Source organism: Streptomyces sp. NPDC053076 (genome assembly GCF_044546845.1).
In the GTDB taxonomy this organism is placed as follows: Bacteria; Actinomycetota; Actinomycetes; order Streptomycetales; family Streptomycetaceae; genus Streptomyces.
The window spans coordinates 64836-83814 of record NZ_JBITZL010000001.1 but is presented as its reverse complement, the minus strand read 5'-3'; the positions used below and the strand labels follow the sequence as shown (position 1 = coordinate 83814).

At 74.3% G+C, this 18979-nt stretch carries 17 protein-coding genes and 1 pseudogene; 13 read left to right on the top strand and 5 right to left on the bottom strand.

Annotation, left to right across the window (positions count from 1 at the left end):
- Positions 1-57: 57 nt before the first annotated feature.
- The 8 genes from ACIGYR_RS00320 (at position 58) to ACIGYR_RS00285 (ending at position 7904) form a co-directional block, all read left to right on the top strand.
- Positions 58-450: a hypothetical protein gene (locus ACIGYR_RS00320; protein ID WP_399605607.1), complete on the top strand. Its 393-nt coding sequence runs from the start codon at positions 58-60 to the stop codon at positions 448-450.
- 80 nt (positions 451-530) lie between these two features.
- Entirely contained in the window at positions 531-1109 is a 579-nt protein-coding gene (locus tag ACIGYR_RS00315) for a carbonic anhydrase (protein ID WP_399605608.1), read from the top strand.
- A gap of 8 nt (positions 1110-1117) precedes the next feature.
- Positions 1118-2596, top strand: a complete 1479-nt coding sequence (locus ACIGYR_RS00310; protein ID WP_399605611.1) for a SulP family inorganic anion transporter — start codon at positions 1118-1120, stop codon at positions 2594-2596.
- 152 nt (positions 2597-2748) lie between these two features.
- Entirely contained in the window at positions 2749-3549 is an 801-nt protein-coding gene (locus tag ACIGYR_RS00305; RefSeq protein ID WP_391841164.1) for a slipin family protein, read from the top strand.
- A gap of 345 nt (positions 3550-3894) precedes the next feature.
- Positions 3895-4752, top strand: a complete 858-nt coding sequence (locus ACIGYR_RS00300) for a PPK2 family polyphosphate kinase (RefSeq protein WP_399605614.1) — start codon at positions 3895-3897, stop codon at positions 4750-4752.
- 315 nt (positions 4753-5067) lie between these two features.
- Complete coding sequence (locus ACIGYR_RS00295; RefSeq protein ID WP_399605618.1) at positions 5068-6621, top strand: FAD-dependent oxidoreductase; 1554 nt, start codon at positions 5068-5070, stop codon at positions 6619-6621.
- Positions 6622-6866: 245 nt separating this feature from the next.
- The gene (locus tag ACIGYR_RS00290; RefSeq protein ID WP_399605620.1) at positions 6867-7703 is read left to right on the top strand and encodes a polysaccharide deacetylase family protein; all 837 of its coding nucleotides are present in this window, start codon (positions 6867-6869) and stop codon (positions 7701-7703) included.
- Positions 7704-7721: 18 nt separating this feature from the next.
- Positions 7722-7904, top strand: coding sequence for a hypothetical protein (locus ACIGYR_RS00285; protein ID WP_391841156.1), 183 nt, complete (start codon positions 7722-7724; stop codon positions 7902-7904).
- A 65-nt stretch (positions 7905-7969) separates the two neighbouring features.
- On the opposite strand, the gene ACIGYR_RS00280 is transcribed toward ACIGYR_RS00285, so the two are convergent.
- From ACIGYR_RS00280 to ACIGYR_RS00270, 3 genes and pseudogenes are all read right to left on the bottom strand, one after another.
- Positions 7970-8641, bottom strand: coding sequence for an ABC transporter (locus ACIGYR_RS00280; protein ID WP_399605622.1), 672 nt, complete (start codon positions 8639-8641; stop codon positions 7970-7972).
- A 302-nt stretch (positions 8642-8943) separates the two neighbouring features.
- A pseudogene (locus ACIGYR_RS00275) lies at positions 8944-9798 on the bottom strand (ATP-binding cassette domain-containing protein); the annotation flags it as partial.
- A 32-nt stretch (positions 9799-9830) separates the two neighbouring features.
- Positions 9831-10268, bottom strand: coding sequence for a DUF6086 family protein (locus ACIGYR_RS00270; protein WP_399605624.1), 438 nt, complete (start codon positions 10266-10268; stop codon positions 9831-9833).
- A gap of 225 nt (positions 10269-10493) precedes the next feature.
- On the opposite strand from ACIGYR_RS00270, the gene ACIGYR_RS00265 reads away from it, so the two are divergent.
- The 5 genes from ACIGYR_RS00265 to ACIGYR_RS00245 all read left to right on the top strand — a co-directional run bounded on the left by ACIGYR_RS00265 (position 10494) and on the right by ACIGYR_RS00245 (position 16537).
- Entirely contained in the window at positions 10494-11210 is a 717-nt protein-coding gene (locus tag ACIGYR_RS00265; protein WP_399605626.1) for an aminoacyl-tRNA hydrolase, read from the top strand.
- Between the two features lie 346 nt (positions 11211-11556).
- On the top strand, positions 11557-12885 hold the full coding sequence (locus ACIGYR_RS00260) for a DUF692 domain-containing protein (protein ID WP_399605629.1): 1329 nt from the start codon (positions 11557-11559) through the stop codon (positions 12883-12885).
- A 177-nt stretch (positions 12886-13062) separates the two neighbouring features.
- The gene (locus tag ACIGYR_RS00255) at positions 13063-13830 is read left to right on the top strand and encodes a DUF4142 domain-containing protein (RefSeq protein WP_399605631.1); all 768 of its coding nucleotides are present in this window, start codon (positions 13063-13065) and stop codon (positions 13828-13830) included.
- A 116-nt stretch (positions 13831-13946) separates the two neighbouring features.
- Entirely contained in the window at positions 13947-14726 is a 780-nt protein-coding gene (locus ACIGYR_RS00250; protein ID WP_391841144.1) for a TIGR04222 domain-containing membrane protein, read from the top strand.
- 152 nt (positions 14727-14878) lie between these two features.
- A complete protein-coding gene (locus tag ACIGYR_RS00245; protein ID WP_399605633.1) occupies positions 14879-16537 on the top strand; it encodes an alpha/beta hydrolase in 1659 nt (552 codons plus the stop codon).
- Positions 16538-16666: 129 nt separating this feature from the next.
- Here ACIGYR_RS00245 and hemQ read toward each other — a convergent pair whose 3' ends face one another.
- The gene (gene hemQ / locus ACIGYR_RS00240; protein WP_391841140.1) at positions 16667-17398 is read right to left on the bottom strand and encodes a hydrogen peroxide-dependent heme synthase; all 732 of its coding nucleotides are present in this window, start codon (positions 17396-17398) and stop codon (positions 16667-16669) included.
- Between the two features lie 5 nt (positions 17399-17403).
- A complete protein-coding gene (gene hemG, locus ACIGYR_RS00235; protein WP_399605636.1) occupies positions 17404-18858 on the bottom strand; it encodes a protoporphyrinogen oxidase in 1455 nt (484 codons plus the stop codon).
- Between the last annotated feature and the right edge of the window lie 121 nt (positions 18859-18979).

The following is an 18979-nucleotide window of genomic DNA, read 5'->3' as shown; positions in this document are numbered from 1 at the left end:
TTCCATTGACCATCGCTTGGTCTGGACTAGAGACGTGAACACGGCGGAGGGGGGCTCATGTTCCGAGGTGCGACAGCCCGGACCCTGCTCACCCTCCTCGGCGTGGCACTGTTCGCCCTCCACCTCTTCACCCCCACGGGAACCTTCGCACCCGCGCATACATACGGTCAGGCGCTGGCCAAGGCCGAGACCGGAATCGCCTCCTCCGTGCAGGCGGTGCGCGACGGGGCGGAGACCGTCCGCTCCCCCGGCCACCCGGGCAAGCCCGTGGGCCTCCCGCAGGTGCGCGACCGGCACCGCGGCCCGGGGTCCGGCGGGACGCAGGAACACCCTCTGATATCCCCGGCGGCCCAGACCGGCCCGGCGGAACCCGCCGGCGCCCCGTACCGCCATACCCCCGACTCCGCAAGAGCCCACACACCGGCAGCGCTTCAGGTCTTCCGCTGCTGAGACCCGGGCCGTACTCCCCCCCCACATCAGTTGTGCAAGTCCGACGCGCCAGGCAGGCGCGCCAGGAGGAACCCACACTCATGCAGCCCCTCATCGACAACGCCCGTACCTTCGGACAGCGCCCTGAGGAGTTCGCCAAACTCGCCGAGGGCCAGTCCCCGCAGGTGCTGTTCATCACCTGCTCCGATTCCCGGGTCGTCCCGGCCCTGATCACGGGCGCCCGCCCCGGCGAGCTGTTCGAGCTGCGCACCGCGGGCAACATCGTCCCACCCCACGCCTCCGAGCATCCCACCAGCGAGGCCGCCACCATCGAGTACGCCGTGGAAGTGCTGGGCGTCCGCGACATCGTGGTCTGCGGCCACTCGCACTGCGGCGCCGTCGGCGCGCTGGTGCGCGGTGACGACCTGACCGCCGTACCGGCCGTGCGCGACTGGCTGGCGCACGCCACCCCGCGCCCGGCCGGTGCCGCCGAGGACCCGGAGGTCGCCGAGGGTGTGCAGAGCCATGTCCTTACCCAGCTGCTACGGCTGCGCTCCTACCCCTGCGTCGAGCGGAAGCTGACGGAGGGACGGCTGGAGCTGCACGCCTGGTACTACGAGGTGCACACCGGCGCCGTACGGACGCACCGCCCGCAGACCGACACCTTCGAGGCCCTGTGAGCCCGCCGATGACCAGCAACCACACCCTCATATCCCGTTTCCCGTACCTGAGGCAGGACTTCGCCGCCTCTCTCGTCGTCTTCCTGGTCGCGCTGCCGCTGTGCGTGGGCGTGGCCGTCGCCTCCGGGGTGCCGGCCGAACTCGGCCTGGTCACCGGCATCGTGGGCGGCCTCGTCACCGGGCTGATGCGCGGCAGCAGCCTCCAGGTGTCGGGGCCGGCGGCCGGCCTGACCGTGCTCGTCTTCGAGGCGGTCAAGGAGTTCGGGCTGCCGGTGCTCGGCGTGATCGTGCTCCTCACCGGGCTGCTCCAGGTCGCCATGGGCCTGTTGCGGCTGGGCCGTTACTTCCGGGCCATCTCGGTCTCCGTCGTGGAGGGCATGCTGGCCGGGATCGGCCTGGTGCTCATCGCCGGGCAGTTGTACCCGGCCCTGTCGGCGAAGGCCCCCGACTCCGGCCTGGGCAAGATCGCCGGGCTGCCCGCCGCGTTCCTGGACGCCTTCGGCGACAGCGACGCCCTGGCCTCGCTCGCGGTGTGCGCGGGCACGATCGCGGTACTGCTGCTGTGGAAGCGCACCCCGGCGAAGGTGCGCGCGATGCCCGGCCCGCTCGCCGCGGTCGGACTCGCCACACTGGCCACGCTCGGCTTGAGCCTGCCGGTGGCCACAGTCGAGGTGCGGGGCCTGTTCGGCTCCGTCCAGCCGCCGTCGCTGAACGCCTTCGGCGAGTCGGCCGGCGTGGGGCTCCTGGGCACGGTCCTGGCCTTCGTCCTGATCGCGTCCGCCGAGTCGCTGTTCAGCGCGGCGGCCGTGGACCGGCTGCACTCCGGGCCGCGCACCCAGTACAACCGGGAACTCGTCGCCCAGGGCGTCGGCAACACGGTGTGCGGCCTGCTCGGCGCGCTGCCGATGACCGCCGTGATCGTGCGCAGCGCGGCCAACGTCCAGGCCGGCGCCCGTACGAAGACCTCCCGGGTGCTGCACGGCGTCTGGCTGCTGCTGTTCGCGGCGCTGCTGCCGGGCGTGCTCGCCCACATCCCGATCCCGGCCCTGGCGGGCATCCTGATCCACGCGGGCGCCAAGCTGGTCCCGGTCCGGGCACTGGCCGTGCTGTGGCGCGAGCACCGCGGGGAGGCACTGGTCCTCGCCGTCACGGCCGTCTCCATCGTCGCCGTCAGCATGTTCGAGGGCGTGCTCATCGGTCTCGCGCTGGCGGTGGTGAAGACCGCCTGGGATGCCTCGCACGTCAAGCTGGAGGTCGTGGACAAGGGGGCGGGCCCGGTGGAGGCGCATCTGTCGGGCAACGCGACCTTCCTGCGTCTGCCGAAGATCCTGGACAGCCTGGAGTCGCTGCCCCAGGACCGGCCGGTCCGGCTCGACCTGTCCGGGCTGCACCACCTGGACCACGCCTGCCGTACGGCCCTTCACAACTGGGCCGCGCGGCACAGTGCGGCGGGCACCGAACCGGTGAAGCTGCTCACGGCCGCGTGAGTGCCCGCCCGTGAGGGCCGGGACACCGGGATCTCTCGGCTTCCCGGCCGCCCGCCCGAGGGGCCCGGACACCGGCACCTCTCGGTTTCCCGGCCCCACGGGCCTATCGTGGCAGCAACAGAAACAACCGACCTCTGTACGAGGAGGTCACCATGGTCGAGGACCTTCTGGTGGCCGTGGTAGCGGCGGGCTCCGCCGGTGTGCTGTACCTGGCAGCGGCGGCCCGCGTGGTCAAGCAGTACGAACGGGGCGTGCTCTTCCGGCTCGGCCGTGTCGCCGGGGAGGTACGGTCGCCGGGCCTGACCCTGATCATCCCCTTCGTGGACCGGCTGCGGAAGATCAACATGCAGATCGTGACGATGCCGATCCCGGCCCAGGAAGGCATCACCCGCGACAACGTCACCGTCCGGGTGGACGCGGTGGTCTACTTCCGGGTGGTCGACGCGGCGAGCGCCCTGGTGAAGGTGGAGGACTACAAGTTCGCGGTGTCGCAGATGGCGCAGACGTCCCTGCGGTCGATCATCGGCAAGAGTGATCTCGACGATCTGCTCTCCAACCGCGAGAAGCTCAACCAGGGCCTGGAGCTGATGCTCGACAGTCCGGCGGTGGGCTGGGGCATCCAGGTCGACCGAGTGGAGATCAAGGACGTGTCCCTGCCGGACACGATGAAGCGGTCGATGGCCCGCCAGGCCGAGGCGGACCGCGAACGCCGGGCCCGGATCATCAACGCCGACGCCGAACTACAGGCATCCAAGAAGCTCGCCGAGGCCGCCCAGCAGATGTCCGACACACCGACCGCGCTCCAGCTGCGGCTGCTGCAGACCGTGATGGCGGTGGCGGCCGAGAAGAACTCCACCCTGGTCCTGCCGATCCCGGTGGAGCTGCTGCACTTCCTGGAACGGGGCGCACAGCAGCCCGCGCCGAACGGCGAGCCGAAGCCGCTCACCGACTAGGGCTCCCTCGGGACCGGAGCGGCCCAGTGGCCGTGCCTTACGGCCGCCCGTCCCGGGGAACCGTGCCCTACGGCCACCCGTCCCGGGGAACCGTGCCCTACGGCCGCCGGTCCCGGGGGCCGGAGCGGTACCGCCGCGCTCGCCGAATAGACCGCGCGCAGGCCGCCGAGGACTGGTTTCCGTACGGCCTCCGGCCACCGCGCGGCCCTCGACACCCACCCGCGTCACCCCCACGAACAGGGCCCGTCCCGGCGGCGCCGGACGGTGAGGAGGTGTTCCGCCCGGAACTCCTGGGCACCTGATCACGCGGGAGCGCATCGTGGGACCTGAGGAAGGGAGCGCGGCATGCCGCACCGAGGTGCCCGGAGCCTGCGGGAGACGCTGCGTGTCCCGCTCGGCCAACCCGTCGACCTGACCGCCTACGACACCCGGGCCACCCCGGGCGCCCGGAACGGCAAGGCCGCGGCCCGCGCGGACACCGCGCGTATGGGTGCCGACCTGGCCGGGCTCCAGGAGCGGCTGTGGGCGGCGGGCACCGCGGGCGACCGCCGCCGGGTCCTGCTCGTGCTGCAGGGCATGGACACCAGCGGCAAGGGCGGCACGGTCAAGCACGTCATCGGTCAGCTCAACCCGTCCGGCTGCCGCATCCACTCCTTCAAGGCACCCACCGAGGAGGAGCGGGCGCACGACTTCCTGTGGCGGGTGCGAAGGGCTCTGCCGGGCCCGGGTGCGATCGGCATCTTCGACCGCTCGCACTACGAGGACGTCCTGATCGCCCGGGTCCGGCATCTCGTTCCGCCCGCCGAGATCGGCAGCCGCTACGGCCTGATCGACGACTTCGAGCGGGAGCTGGCCGAGGACGGTGTGACCCTCGTCAAGTGCTTCCTGCACATCTCCTACGAGGAGCAGAGGCGCCGTCTGCTGCGCCGGCTCGACCGGCCCGACAAGCACTGGAAGTTCGACCCGTCCGACATCGACGAACGGGCCCTGTGGCCCGCCTACCAGGAGGCGTACGAGCTGGCCCTGGAGCGCTGCGCCGCCCCGCACGCCCCCTGGTACGTGATCCCGGCGGACCGCAAGTGGTACCGGAACTGGGCCGTCGGCCGACTGCTGCTGGAGCACCTGCGGGACCTGGACCCGCGCTATCCGGCGGCCGGCTTCGACGTCGCCGAGTGCCGGGAGCGGTTGCTGAAGCAGCCGTGAGGCGGACGCGGTCCGGCCGACCGGAGGCCCGCGCGGTCCAGGGAACCGGCAGCGGTCCGGCCGACCGGAGACCCCGCGCGGCCCAGGGAACCGGCAGCGGTCCGGCCGACCGGAGACCCGCGCGGTCCAAGGAACCGGCAGCGGTCCGGGCGACCGGAACCGGACGGGTCCGAATGACCGGAAGCGGACGCGGACCGGGCGAGCGCAAACGGACGCCGAGCAGGCGAGCGCACGCGGACCGGACGCGGGCACGGACGGGAACGGCGGCTCGCCCGGAGCACACGTGAGCCTCCGCGGTCGGGGTACCCGGCGGACATGCGTGAGCAGCGGAAGGTCACCGATTCGTACTGGCTGCGGACCGCTCCCGGGCCGGACCACCCCGCCCTGGACGCGGACCTCGACGTCGACGTGGCCGTCGTCGGCGCCGGCATCGCCGGGCTGAGCACCGCTCATGAACTGACCCGGGCCGGACTGCGGGTCGCGGTGCTGGAGGCCCGGCGGGTGGCGGCCGGGGTCACCGGCTACACCACCGCGAAGCTGACCGCCCAGCACACCCTCGTCTACGACCGGTTGCGGCGGACCCGGGGGCCGGACGGGGCGCGGCTGTACGCCCGTTCGCAGTCGGAGGCGATCGAACACGCGGCGGCGCTGGTGGCGGAGCTGGGCATCGACTGCGAGTGGGAGACGAGGGACGCCTACACCTACGTCCGGGACCGGGACCGGGCCGAGGAGGTGCGGGCGGAAGCGGAGGCCGCGCGGGAGGCGGGGCTGCCGGCGGTGTTCACCACGGACACCGGGCTGCCGTTCCCGGTGGCGGGCGCGGTCCGGGTGACCGGACAGGCGCAGTTCCATCCGGTCAAGTACCTGCGGGCGATCACCGCCGACCTGATCGCGCGCGGCGGCCAGGTGTACGAGGGCACGCGGGTCACCGGTCTGGCGGAGGCCGAGCCCTGCCGGCTGACGACGGAGTCGGGTGCCACGGTGACCGCCCGGGACGTCGTGCTCGCCACCCATTATCCGGTGTTCGACCGGGCCCTGCTGTTCGCCCGGCTCTCCCCGCGCCGGGAGTTGGTCGTCGCCGGGCCGCTGAACGACGGCCCGGACCCGCACGGCATGTACATCACGCCGGACGAGAACACCCGCTCGGTGCGCACCGCGCCCTACGGCGCGGACGGTCAGCGGCTGCTCGTGGTCACCGGGGAGCACTTCACACCCGGCACCGGTGATCCGCAGGCCGGCTTCGACCGGCTCGCCGCCTGGGCCGAGGTGCACTTCCCCGGGGTGACCCTGGATCATGCCTGGGCCACCCAGGACAACGAGTCCACCGACACCGTCCCGCTGATCGGCCCGTTCCATCCCGGCGCCCGGCACACCTATGTCGCCACCGGCTTCGGCGGCTGGGGCCTGAGCGGCGGCATCATGGCCGGGCGGCTGCTGACCGCGCTGATCACCGGCCGGGACTGCGCCTGGCGCGAGCTGTACGACCCGCGCCGGCTGAAGTCGGTGGTGCGTGAGGCCCCCTCGCTGCTGAAGACGCAGGCGGAAGTGGCCCGGCACTTCGTCGGCGACCGGCTGAAGACGCCGGCCCCGGTGGCCGAACTGGCGCCCGGTGACGGCGCGCTGGTCCGTTCCGGCGGCGAACGGGTCGCCGCGTACCGGGACGAGGAGGGCGCCCTGCACGCGGTGTCGGCCCGCTGCACCCACCTCGGTTGCCTGGTGGCGTTCAACCGCGCCGAGCGCGCCTGGGAGTGCCCCTGCCACGGCTCCCGCTTCGCCGTCGACGGCACGGTGCTCCAGGGTCCGGCGGTCAAGCCGCTGGAACGGCGCGACCTCGACCGGCCGGCGGAAGGACGCCCGTCGGAGGACTGACCGATGCGGGCCGCCCCGCTGTCCGGCACGGGGCGCCCCACCGTCCGGCGCGGGCCGCGTCCTGTCCGGCGCGGGGCGCCCCACGCCCGGCGCGAGCCGTCCGACTGTCCGGCGCGAGCCGGTCCCACCGTCCGGCGCGGGCCGCCCCCCTGTCCGGCGGGGCCGCCCGCCAGGCGGGTGACCGTGTCGTCGTGTCGCGGCGTTAAATAAGCATATAAACTGTTTTTCCTACTTAAGTTCGTCCCGTGATCCCACAAGCACGCCGTATCGCCGCCGTCTGCGCCTTGGGCGCCGCGCTCACCGCCTGCGGATCCGCGGGCTCCGTCCGCCCGGCCCCGGCCGGGCCCGCCTCCTCGTCCGCCGCGCGTCCGCCGGTGCTCGCCCCGGGCCCCGGCGGGCTCACCCCGGTCTTCGAACACGGCCCTCGCACCCGGGGCAAGACGGTCGCGTTCACCTTCGACGCCGACATGACCGCCGACCAGGGGCCCCGCGCGGCCTCCGGCGAGCACTTCGACAACCCGGGCCTGATCGCCGCGCTGCGCGAACTGAAGGTGCCGGCGACCGTGTTCATGACCGGCAGATGGGCCGACCAGTACCCGGCCGAGGCCCGCGATCTGGGCCATGACCCGCGGTTCGAGGTGGCCAACCACTCATACAGCCATTACGCGTTCACCGCCCACTGCTACGGCCTGCCGACCGTCGACGCCGACGGGATGCGGGCGGACGTGCAGCGGGCGTACACCTCTCTCCGCGCGGCGGGAGTACCGCACGCGATGCCCTACTTCCGCTTCCCCGGCGGCTGTTACGACCAGCGGGCGCTGCGCGCGCTCAGCGGGCTGGGGGTGACGGCGGTGCAGTGGGACGTGGTGAGCGGGGACGCGTTCGCCACGGACGCCGACGCGGTCACCCGGCAGGTGCTCGACGGCGTGAAACCGGGTTCGGTGGTCATCATGCACTGCACACGCAGTGCCGCCCCGACGACCGAGCGGGTCGTCCGCACGGTCGTACCGGAGCTGCGCAAGCGGGGCTACCGGTTCGTGAAGGTCTCCGAGCTGATCGGCGAGACCGGCGGCCACCGCTGACCGTCCTACCCTGAAAACATGAGCGACGAGGACTACTGCACGATCATCGACGCGGTGAAGCCGGCGAAGGCCGACGGCCCGCCGTACGCGGAGTGTGTGCTGTGCCGGGAGCCCACGGAGTACCCGGAGTCGTACAAGGGCATCACGCTGTGCCCCCGGTGCGAGTGGCAGGAGGCACAGCGCACCGCCTGTTCCGGGTGAACCGCGGGGTGACCGGCGGGGCCGTGCGTCCAGGGTGGCCCGAGGACGGCGAGCCGACGCCTGGCTCAGGGTGACCGACGGCTGCTGAGCCAGGCCGCCGCGGCGAAGGCCGCGGCCGTGAGCAGGGCCGCGGCGGCCAGTGGCGGCAACGTCACGGGCGTCCGGCCGGTCTGCGAGCCGATGACCAGAGCACTGACCGCGGCCTGCGCCGGGGAACCGGCCGACACCACCGCGAGCAGCGTGCCCAGCAGCATCGCGGGCACCGCGCGGCCCGTGGAGCGCAGCACCGGATGGCTGGTGAGCGCACCGACGGCCGTGCCGAGCAACGCGCACGCGAGGGTGGCCGGCAGACCGGCCGCCGCGGCCCGGAGCGGGGCGACGTGGACCCGGTGGCCATCGCTCGCCGGAGCGCTGAGGAGCGTCACCGCCACGGTGGCCGCCACCCCGAGCAGCACGGCCGCGACCAGAGCGGTCAGCAGACAGGCGAGGTGCGCCCGGGCGGGTCCGCGCGCGGCGGCGACGCAGGCCCGGGCCGCGGGCGGCTCGCCGGTGACACAGATCCGGACCAGCCAGGCGGCCACCGGCAGCAGCGCGGCGGCCGTGTAGCCGAGCGAGTTCAGCACCGGCTGGCCGCTCTGCACCCCGACCCCCAGGAACACGACGTACAGGATCACCGGCGGCAGCCAGCGCTGGGAGCGCAGCAGCAGGTCGGCCTGGTAGCGCAGGAGCGCGGTCATGGGCGGCTTCCGGGGTCGGGGAGCGAGGAGCCGGCGGATTCGCGGCGTGCAGGATCGGCACGATCGGGGAGCGAGGCGCCGGCGGGGTCACGGCTCCCGGGGGCGAGGAGCGAGGAGCCGGCGGGGTCACGGCTCCCGGGGGCGAGGAGCGAGGAGCCGGCGGGGTCACGGCTTCCGGGGTCGGCACCCGAGGCGCCGGCGGGGTCACGGCTTCCGGGGTCGGCACCCGAGGCGCCGGCGGATTCGCGGCCTGCGGGGCTGGGGACCGGGGCGTCGGCGGATTCGCGGCCTGCGGGGTCGAGGGGCGAGGCGCCGGCGGGTTCGACGCGCTCCACGTGCCAGGGCGGGTGAGCCGTGAGCAGGGCGCGCAGCAGGACGTCGGAGCGGGAGGCGGGGACGGTGAGCCGGTGGCCGCCGGATGCCGTCCCCTCGGCGGAGACGGCGATCCGTACCGCCTCGAGCGGCAGCCGGCCGCCCGACGGTCCCCGCACGACGACGACGGTGACCGGCCCTGCGGGTGAGGGACTCCCGCTGTCCGTCCGCGGTCGCAGGCCGCCGTCGAGCACGGTGTACGTCGCGTCCGGTACCCCGGCGAGCCGGCGCGGGTCGTGGTCCACGAACACCACGGCGCCGCCGGCGGCCGTCCGCTCGGCCACCGCCCGCTCCAGTTCGGCGCGCGCCGACGTGTCGAGCCCGGTCCACGCCTCGTCCAGCACCAGCAACTCCGGGTCGCCGACCAGGGCCTGGGCTACCGCGACCTTCTGGCTGCTGCCCTTGGACAGCCGCGCCATCGGCGTACCGGCGTACGCGCCCGCGTCGAGCCGCTCCAGCCAGTCGGCCGCGCGGCGGGCGGCAAGGGCGCGGGACAGGCCGTGCACGGTGCCGAGGTGGGTCAGATAGCCCGCGGCCGTGAAGGGCAGGGCGGACGGGAACCGCTCCGGCACGTAGGCCGTGCGCGGCCTGCCGGTGACGCGGCCCTCGGTGGGGGTGTCGAGCCGGGCGAGCAGCCGGAGCAGGGTGGACTTCCCGGTGCCGTTCGCCCCTTCCATCCGGGTGAGGGTGCCGGGGGCGATGACCAGGTCGACGCCTCGCAGCACCCAGGGGCCGCGGATGCCGTAGCGGCGGCCTACCGCGGTCAGGCGCAGGTCACGGTCCATGAAGGCCCTTCTGTGCGGGGGTTCGGTGCGGGTCAGCGGGCCATGCCCCGGCTCAGCTCGGCCGCCCTGGCGCGCAGCGCCGCGGCCCAGGGTCCTCCGTCCCCCGGCCCGGACATCCCGGCCGCCGAGACCTGTACGTCCGACAGGGAGCCGTCCGGGAAGTCCTCGAACCGGGCCCAGTCGATGTCGATCCCGGCGCGCTGGGCGAGGACGACGACGGTGCCGACGAATCCTTCGGAGAGGGCCAGGACGACGGCGTGACCGGTCCGCCGGTGCCGGGCGAGCAGGGCGTGCACGAAGACCCCGAACACGGCGGGATCGATCTTGCACTCGTCGTTCCGCATCGGCCCGAGGCCGGACGGAAGGTCCAGCTCGGCCTCGAACACCTCCACCTGTCGCAGGAACAGCCGCGCGGCCCCGTTGGACGGGTTCCACAGTGTCTCTTCACCGATCTCGAAATACTGGCTCATCGGCCCTCCTCTTCAGTCGATCAAGACGGTCGGCCGGCCCGGCGGGTTCATCGGACGTGCCCCGATTCCCCGCCCTCTCCGCCCGGTCCCGGTACGCCCTGCCCCGCACTGTCCTGCCCCGCACTGTCCTGCCCCGCCCTGTCCTGCCCCGGCGGATCCCTCGTCCCGGCCGCTGACGGCCCGCGCGTTGATCGGCCGGGCCGGGGCTTCGTAGGGTGGGCTTCCGTGAGCGACGTTTCAGCACCTTCCGGTGACAGCCCCTTCCAGTCCGAGCACGCCCCCCGCGACGAGGCCCCGCAGTTCGTGCTGCCGCTCGTCGTACGGATCGAGCGGAGCGCCCCGCCCGCCCGTACCGACGCGCTGGAGACGGCCGCCCGAGCCGTGCTCGTGCTGCTCGGTGACGAGCGCGCGCACGGCGACGGTGAGTGGTCCGAGGCGGTGCGGAACTGGCAGGACGCCCGGATCCGGAAGGTCGTCCGGCGGGCCCGGGGTGCCGAGTGGCGGCGCGCCGGGACACTGCCCGGGATCACGGTGACCGGCAAGTCCGCGGAGGTCCGCGTCTTCCCGCCGGTCCCCCTGGACGGCTGGCCCAAGGACCTGGCCAAGCTCCAGGTGTCGGGCACCGAGCTGGACGACCCGGAGCCGCCCGTCGCCGCCGACCCGGCCCAGCCCGTGCTGTGGCTGAACCCGGACCTGGAGATGTCGGCCGGCAAGGCGATGGCCCAGGCCGGCCACGGCGCCCAGCTGGCCTGGTGGGCGCTGTCCGGCGCGGAGCGCACCGCGTGGCGGGACGCCGGCTTCGCCCTGTCCGTCCGCACGGCCGACCCCGCCGACTGGGGCCGGCTCACCGGCAGCGGGCTGCCGCTGGTACGGGACGCCGGGTTCACGGAGATCGCGCCGGGTTCCTGCACGGTCGTCGCCGACCACCCCGCGCTGCGCTAGACGGGCCCAGCTGACGCGGGTCGACGGGCGGGTCGAGCGGGGGCGTCGCCGTGGAGCTGCCCGGACACGTCCTCGGCGCCGCCCTCGCCGCGGCCGGAAGGTGCCGGCCGACTCCGCCCGGCGGGGCCCGGACTTCGCCTTCGCCCCGGCACGGGCAGTACCCGCGCAAGCCGGCCCGCTCCAGGAGACGCCGCGCCTGCCGGGCCGAGCGCCGTTGCGGTGGCCGGCACGGGAGTGAACCTCAAATGTTGCTCTGAACGCGACAGGGAGGGGATTCGATGCCGTCCGCCGGGGCCATACCCCCGTCACTCGACACACGTGCACGCGCCGAGGAGGGGGAAGCGCCATGCGGCGACTGGGGACGGGGATCGGCTGGCGGCCGGAGATCGCGGACGCCGTGGAGCGGATGCCGGGCATCGACTGGGTGGAGGTCGTGGCGGAGAACGTCTGCCCCGGGCACCTCCCGGAGTCGCTGCTGCGGCTGCGCGAGCGCGGTGTGACGGTGATCCCGCACGGCGTGTCCCTCGGCCTCGGCGGCGCGGACCGCCCGGACGGGGGTCGGCTGACGGCGCTCGCCGAGCGGGCGGCGGCCCTGGACTCCCCGCTGGTCACCGAGCACATCGCCTTCGTCCGGGCCGGCGGCGCACTCACCGCCTCCCCGCACCTGGAGGCCGGCCATCTGCTGCCGGTGCCCCGCACCCGGGACGCGCTGGACGTGCTGTGCGAGAACGTCCGTATCGCCCAGGCTGCGCTGCCCGTGCCGTTGGCCCTGGAGAACATCGCCGCGCTGTTCTCCTGGCCGGGCGAGGAGCTGACCGAGGGGCAGTTCCTGTCCGAACTGGTCGAGCGGACCGGCGTACGGCTGCTGATCGACGTGGCCAACCTGCACACCAACCACGTCAACCGGGGCGAGGACCCGGCCGAGGCCCTGGCCGGGCTGCCGCTGGAGGCGATCGCCTACGTCCACGTCGCGGGCGGCTTCGAGCGCGACGGCGTCTGGCACGACAGCCACGCGCACCCCGTGCCGCGCCCGGTGCTCGACATCCTGACCGGCCTCGCCACCCGGATCGCGCCGCCCGGGGTCCTCCTGGAGCGGGACGAGGACTTCCCCGAACCCGCGGAGCTGGAGGGGGAGCTGCGTGCCATCCGGGAGGCCGTGGCGGTCGGCCGTGCACGCGCGGGAGACACGGCGGCGAGAACCACGGCGGTCGCGGGCGCCGTCGGCGCGGGGGGCGGGGGCGTCGGCGTCCTGGCGCGGCCGGTGGCCGGCGTGCGCGAGCGGGTCGCGGTGGCCCAGGCCGCCGTGCTGTCGTCGCTGGTGGCGGGGACGCCGGTGCCGGAGGGATTCGACCGGGTGCGGATGGGGGTCCAGGCGCGGGCGCTCGCGGCGAAGCGGGCGGGCGTGGTGGCGAAGGTGGCGCCCGAGCTGCCGGTGATCGTGGGGGCCGGGTACCGGGAGGCGTTCCTGGAGTACGCCCGGCAGCGGCCGATGGGCGGGGGATACCGGCGGGACGCGCTGGACTTCGCCGGGCATCTGCTGAAACTGGGGCGGCCGGGGGACGCCGGAGCGCGGCGGGAGCTGCGGGACTGGTGGCTCGACCGCGCGGGACCGGCGCCGCGGCGGCGGGGGTTCGCGGCACGGGCGGCGCGGGCCGTCCTGCGGCGCCAGGTCTGAACAGGCGGCCCTGAGCCACCGACGCACCCCGGGCGCGCGGGAAGTCGCGCGCCCGGCCACGACACGTGTGTGCGGGTGTGAGGGGGAGGACTTGGGCCAGTGGGTCCGCGGCTCCCAGTAATATGCCAACCCCGCACCCGTCCCCGAGCACCCCCGGCGTGCGGTGCAGGAGGCACCATGCGACCGCGTCCCCCCATAAGCGGCCGAGGCATATTCAGCGGCACCGGGCTCATCGTCACCGCCCTCGCGGCGACGGTCGTCGCCCTGCTCGTCCCGCTGTGGTCCTACGCCGACCGGCAGGACCCGGCGAGCGCGAGCGTGCTCAGCGCCCCGACGGTGACGACGCCGTACGGCCCGCTGTCCGAGCAGGACCGGGACTTCGTCACCAAGGTCCGGCTGGCCGGCCTGTGGGAGCTGCCGGCCGGAGAGCTGGCGCGGCGGAAGGGCACCACCCCGGCCGTCCGCACGGCCGGGCAGCACCTGGTCGACGGCCACACCTCCCTGGACGCGCATGTCCGGACCGTCGCCACCCAGCTCGGCGTGGCCCTGCCCAACGAGCCGAACGAGCAGCAGAAACAGTGGCTGGCCACCCTGAACGCGGCCGAGGGCCAGGACTTCGACCGGCAGTTCGCCGGCGTTCTGCGGCTCGCGCACGGCCGGGTGTTCTCCCTGGTCGCCCAGGTCCGGGCGGCCACCCAGAACTCACTGGTCCGCGATCTCGCCGACGACGCCAACGCGACCGTCCTGGACCACATCAAGATCCTGGAGGCGACGGGTTACGTCGACTTCTCCGCACTGGCCGAGGACCTCGCGGCGTCCGCCTCCCCGGTGCCCACCCCGCCGGAGGTCGAGCCGGGTGCCGCCGTGCCGGTCAGGCCGTCGCCGGGCGAGACCCCCTCCCTGCCGCCCGCCACCGCCGTCCCGCCGCCGGCGAGCAGCCCCTGACATCCCCTCACGGCCCTGACCAGCCCGGGAAACGGAACGTCACATACCGGCAACACTCCGTCCGGATCGTGAACAGGGCATGGCGCTCGACCAGGCCCCTGGCATACAAACACGTCATGTTCTGGGTCCTACTCCTGCTTCTGGCCTGGGCTTTCGCCGGTGCGGCCTGCTCCCGGCTGTGCCTGGCGGCCGTTCGCGCGGCAGCCGTGGACGCGCGTGAAGCGCCGACGGTCCGGGAGCGTGATCTGACGTTGTACGAGGCGGCCTTCCTCTCCGGCGGCCCCGCGCGGGTCGCCGACGTGACCCTGGTCTCCATGGCCCGCCAGCGACGGCTGCTGCTCGCGCACACCGGCTGGGCCACGGTCGTGGACCCGCGCGGGCGCGACGAGATGGAGCAGTCCGTCATAGGGGCCATAGGGCCCGAGGGGCAGTCGCGGATCGCACCGGTGCGGACGCGGGCGGCCGGCGCGGAGGCCGTGCGCCGACTGGCCGACGGGCTGGTGCGCGCGGGACTCGCGGTGCCCGAGGGCACGGGCACGACGGTGGGGTCCGCCGTCCGCCAGGTGCGGGCCGCCGCGCTGACCGTGGCGGTGCTGGGCGTCACGGCACTGCTGCTGCCCGGCCAGCCCGGGACACCCCGCCTGCTGGTGGGCCTGTGGTTCGCCCTTCCGCTCACGCTGGCGCTGAGCTGCCTGGCGATCGCCCGGTTCGAGGTGCATCCGTACTCGCGCTGGGCCTCCCCCGCCGGCCAGCGGCTGCTGAGCGCGCTGGCCGGGAAGCCGGCCGGTGACGAGAGGTCGTTCCTCACCTCCGTCGCCGTGCGCGGTGTGCGCGCGATCGGCGAACCGGAGCTGCGCGCGGCCTTCACCCACCGCGACCAGCCCTTGCGGGAGTGAGCGCGGCGGCTTCGAGAGGTGCATAGGGGGCAATGACGCCGACACCGGCCGGGTGGTGCTTGCCTTCCCCCACCTCCGAACGAAACATCCCTTGTGATGTCGCCGGGCCGTGGCAGCCGTGCCATCGCCGCCGCGCGCCGAAGGGATACGCGATGAAAGCTGCCGCCCTCTACTCGACCGCCGGGTCCTTGCTCCTGACCACCCTGGCGGCGGCCCCGGCGGGCGGCACGCCCGGCACCCCGAGCGCCCCGGGCACCCCCGGCACCGCCGAGCTGCGCGGCACCGCGGTCGCCGTGGCCCGCGCCCGGGCGGCCGGCATCGACTTCGGCCCGTGCTCCGCCGCCGACGTGCCGCGGACGACGGACGGCCCGCGGTGCGGCACGGTGTCCGTCCCGCTGGACTACGCGCACCCCGGCGGCAAGCAGATCAAGCTGACCGTCAGCCGCGCCCCGGCCACCCAGAAGGACCCGCACAACAGCAAGCGGAAGGTCCCCCGCCAAGGTGCCCTGCTCTACAACCCGGGCGGCCCCGGCGCCTCCGGCATGTACTTCCCGCTGGTCGGCACGGTCCCGGAGTGGAAGCGGATCGCCGCGGCCTACGACCTGGTCGGCTACGCACCCCGCGGGGTGGGCCGCTCGGCCCCGCTGTCCTGCGAGGACCCCAAACGCCTCTTCAAGTCCCCCACCACGTCACCCGCGCACCCGTCCGAGGCGTACAAGCGGCAGCGGATCACCCAGGCGAAGGCGTACGCGCGCGGCTGCGCCCAGCGCTCCGGCCGCGGGCTGCGGTTCTACAACTCGCTCAACAACGCCCGGGACCTGGACGTGCTCCGGGCCGCGCTGGGCGAGGACCGGCTGACCTTCATGGGGGCGTCGTACGGCACCTACCTCGGCGCGCTGTACGCGGCGATGTTCCCCTCGCACGTGCGGCGCATGGTGCTGGACTCGGCGGTGAACCCGGACCCGCACAGGGTCTGGTACCGCAGCAACCTGGACCAGTCGGCGGCGTTCGAGGAGCGCTGGGCGGACTTCCGTGACTGGATCGCCCGGCACGACGACGTGTACCGGCTCGGTGCCACCCCCGCGAAGGTGCAGCACGCTTACGACACCGCGCGCGAGCGGCTGGCCGGCAAGGCGGCGGGCGGGAAGGTCGGTCCCGGCCAGCTGCAGAACGCGTTCCTGATGGCGGGCTACTACGACGACTTCTGGCCGAGCCGGGCCGCGGCCCTCTCGAAGTACCTGCACGGCGACCCCGAGCCGCTGGTCCGGCTGGCCGCGCCGAGCCCGGAGACGGCCACCGAGGCGGAGAACGGCAGAGCGGTGTACACGGCCGTGGAGTGCAACGACGCGCCCTGGCCGACGGACTGGAAGGTGTGGGACCGCGACAACACGCGGCTCGCCCGGGTGGCGCCCTTCGAGACCTGGGACAACGCGTGGATGAACCTGCCGTGCGCGTACTGGCCGGCGCCCCGGCAGCAGCCGCTGGACGTGCGGACCGGGCCGGGTGAGCTGCCGCCGGTCATGGTCCTGGCGGCCGAGCGGGACGCCGCGGCGCCGTACCAGGGTGCGCTGGAGATGCATCGGCGGCTGGGCGGCTCGGTGCTGGTGACCGAGCGGGACGCGGGCACGCACGGTATCGGGGGCGGCCCCAACCGGTGCGTCAACGGGCACCTGGAGGCGTATCTGCTGGAGGGCCGCCTCCCGGCGCGGCACGCGTCCTGCGCGCCGCGCCCGGAACCGGTCGCCTCCGGCGGTGCGGCCGACAAGGAGGCCCGGCGGGACGCCCTGAAGGGCAAGGGCGCCGGGCGTTAGGCGCGACCATCGGGGCGGCCGGCGCCACCGTGGTGCTGATGCCGGGCGTGCCCGGTCAGGTCGCCGGTCGGCCGCGGGTCCGCCGGCGCCGGCGCGCGGTTCCCCGCGCGCCTTCGGGGCGTCGGCGCCTCAGGCCAGCCCGGCCACGAGGTCGGCCACCGACTTGCGGCGGCCCGTGTAGAACGGGATCTCCTCGCGGACGTGCATCCGGGCCTCGGAGGCGCGCAGGTGGCGCATGAGGTCGACGATGCGGTACAGCTCGTCGGCCTCGAAGGCCAGGACCCACTCGTAGTCACCCAGGGAGAACGAGGCGACCGTGTTGGCGCGCACGTCGGGGTAACCGCGGGCCATCTTGCCGTGGTCGGCGAGCATGCGGCGGCGGTCCTCGTCGGGCAGCAGGTACCACTCGTAGGAGCGCACGAAGGGGTAGACGCTCACGTAGTTGCGGGGCGTCTCGTCGGCGAGGAACGCCGGGATGTGCGAGCGGTTGAACTCGGCCGGCCGGTGCAGCGCCATGTTCGACCACACGGGGGTGAGCGCGCGGCCCAGCTTCGTGCGGCGGAAGAGGTTGTACGCCTCCTGGAGCTGGTCGCTGGTCTCGGCGTGCCACCAGATCATGAGGTCGGCGTCGGCGCGCAGTCCGGAGACGTCGTAGGTGCCGCGGATCGTCACGTCCTTGGCGGCGAGCTGGTCGAACAGCTCCTGGACCTCGTCGGCGTATCCCGCGCGGTCCTCCGGCAGCGCGTCCTTCAGCCTGAAGACCGACCAGAGGGTGTAGCGGATGACCTCGTTGAGGTCCTTGGCCAGCTTGCCCTTGTTCGGGATCCTGCCGGACTCGGTGATGGGGGCGTCGTCACTCATGGTCCCTATTCTCCCGCTCCGCCGTGCAGGCTCTGCACCGGGTTGGCGGTCAGCTCCGCCACCCCCGTCAGGTCGCCGGCCAGCTGGTCCACCGCCGCGTACGCGCTCGCGACGCACGCCGGGATGCCGACGCCGTCGTACTGCGCGCCGCACACCGCGAGCCCCGGCAGCTTCGCCACCTGCTCGCGGATGCGGGCCACGCGCGCGTGGTGCCCGACGGGGTACTGGGGCAGGCCGTCGGTCCAGCGGGTGACCCGGCTCTCGAGCGGCACGGCGTCCAGGCCGGTGGCCTCCCGCAGGTCGTGCCGGGATGCCTCCACCAGGTCGGCGTCGTCGCGGCCGAGCACCTCCGTCTCGCCGTGGCGGCCCACGGACGTGCGCAGCACGACCACGTCCGGGTCCTCCTCGTCGATCCAGCCCCACTTCCGGGAGGCGAAGGTGGACGCCTTGATGGTGCGGCCGTCGACGGGCGGCACGAGGAAGCCGCTGCCCCCGGGGAGGGCCAGCCCGGCGCGCCGGTAGGCGAGGGTGATCAGGGCCATCGAGGCGTACTCGACGGCGGCCAGCTCGGCGGCGGCTCCCGGGGACTCGGCCCGCAGCAGTCCGGCGGCGGCCGGGGCGGGTACGGCGACGATCACGGCGTCGGCGTGCAGCACCCGCTCACCGGCGGTGATCCGCCAGCCGCCGGCCGCCTCCCGGCGCAGTTCCCGGGCGGGCGTGCCGGTCAGGATCTCGCCGCCCCGCGCCCGCACCGACTCGGCGACGGCGAGCGGCAGCCGTCCGACCCCGCCGGCGATGCCCATGAAGACCGGCCCGGTCTGCCGGGCCGCGGCGGCCCGCGCCTGGATCTCCCGGACGCCCTCGGTGAGGGAGGTGTGGGCGCGGGCCGCCTCGAACAGCTGCGGAACGGCCGAGCGCATCGAGATGCGGTACGCGTCGCCCGCGTACACCCCGCCGAGCAGGGGTTCGACCAGCCGGTCGACGACCTCGCGGCCGAGCCGGGCCGCCACGAACTCCCCCACGGCGACGTCGTCGCCGATCTCGGTGCGGGGCAGGTCGGCGTCCCGCTCGATGCGGGTCAGGCCCTCCTCGGAGAGGACGCCGGAGAGCGCGGCGGCGGTGCCGGGCACGCCCATCACATGGCCCTTGGGCATGGGCCGCAAGGCGCCCCGGGTCCAGATCGAGGCGTTGGCGGTGGCCGGCGGCTGGAGGTGCTCGCCCAGTCCCGTCTCGCGCGCGAGCGTGACGGCCTCGGGGCGGCGGGCGAGCATGGACTCGGCGCCCAGGTCGACCCGCACACCGGCGATCTCGCCGGGCAGCAGCTTGCCGCCGATCCGGTCGCCGGCCTCCAGCACGGTCACCCGGGCCCCGCGTCCCAGCAGCCGGTGCGCGGCGGCCAGCCCGGCGATACCGGCCCCGATGACGACGACGTGCCCCAAGCCCCTACCCGTAGCGCTCATGTCCCCACTCTCTCAGACCCCGCCGGCGCTCCCGCCGGGACCCGGTGGCCGGGCCGAGTCCGGACCGTGACCGCATCGGAACCGGCGGCGTCCAACGTTCCCGCCGGTTCCGGCGTCGAAG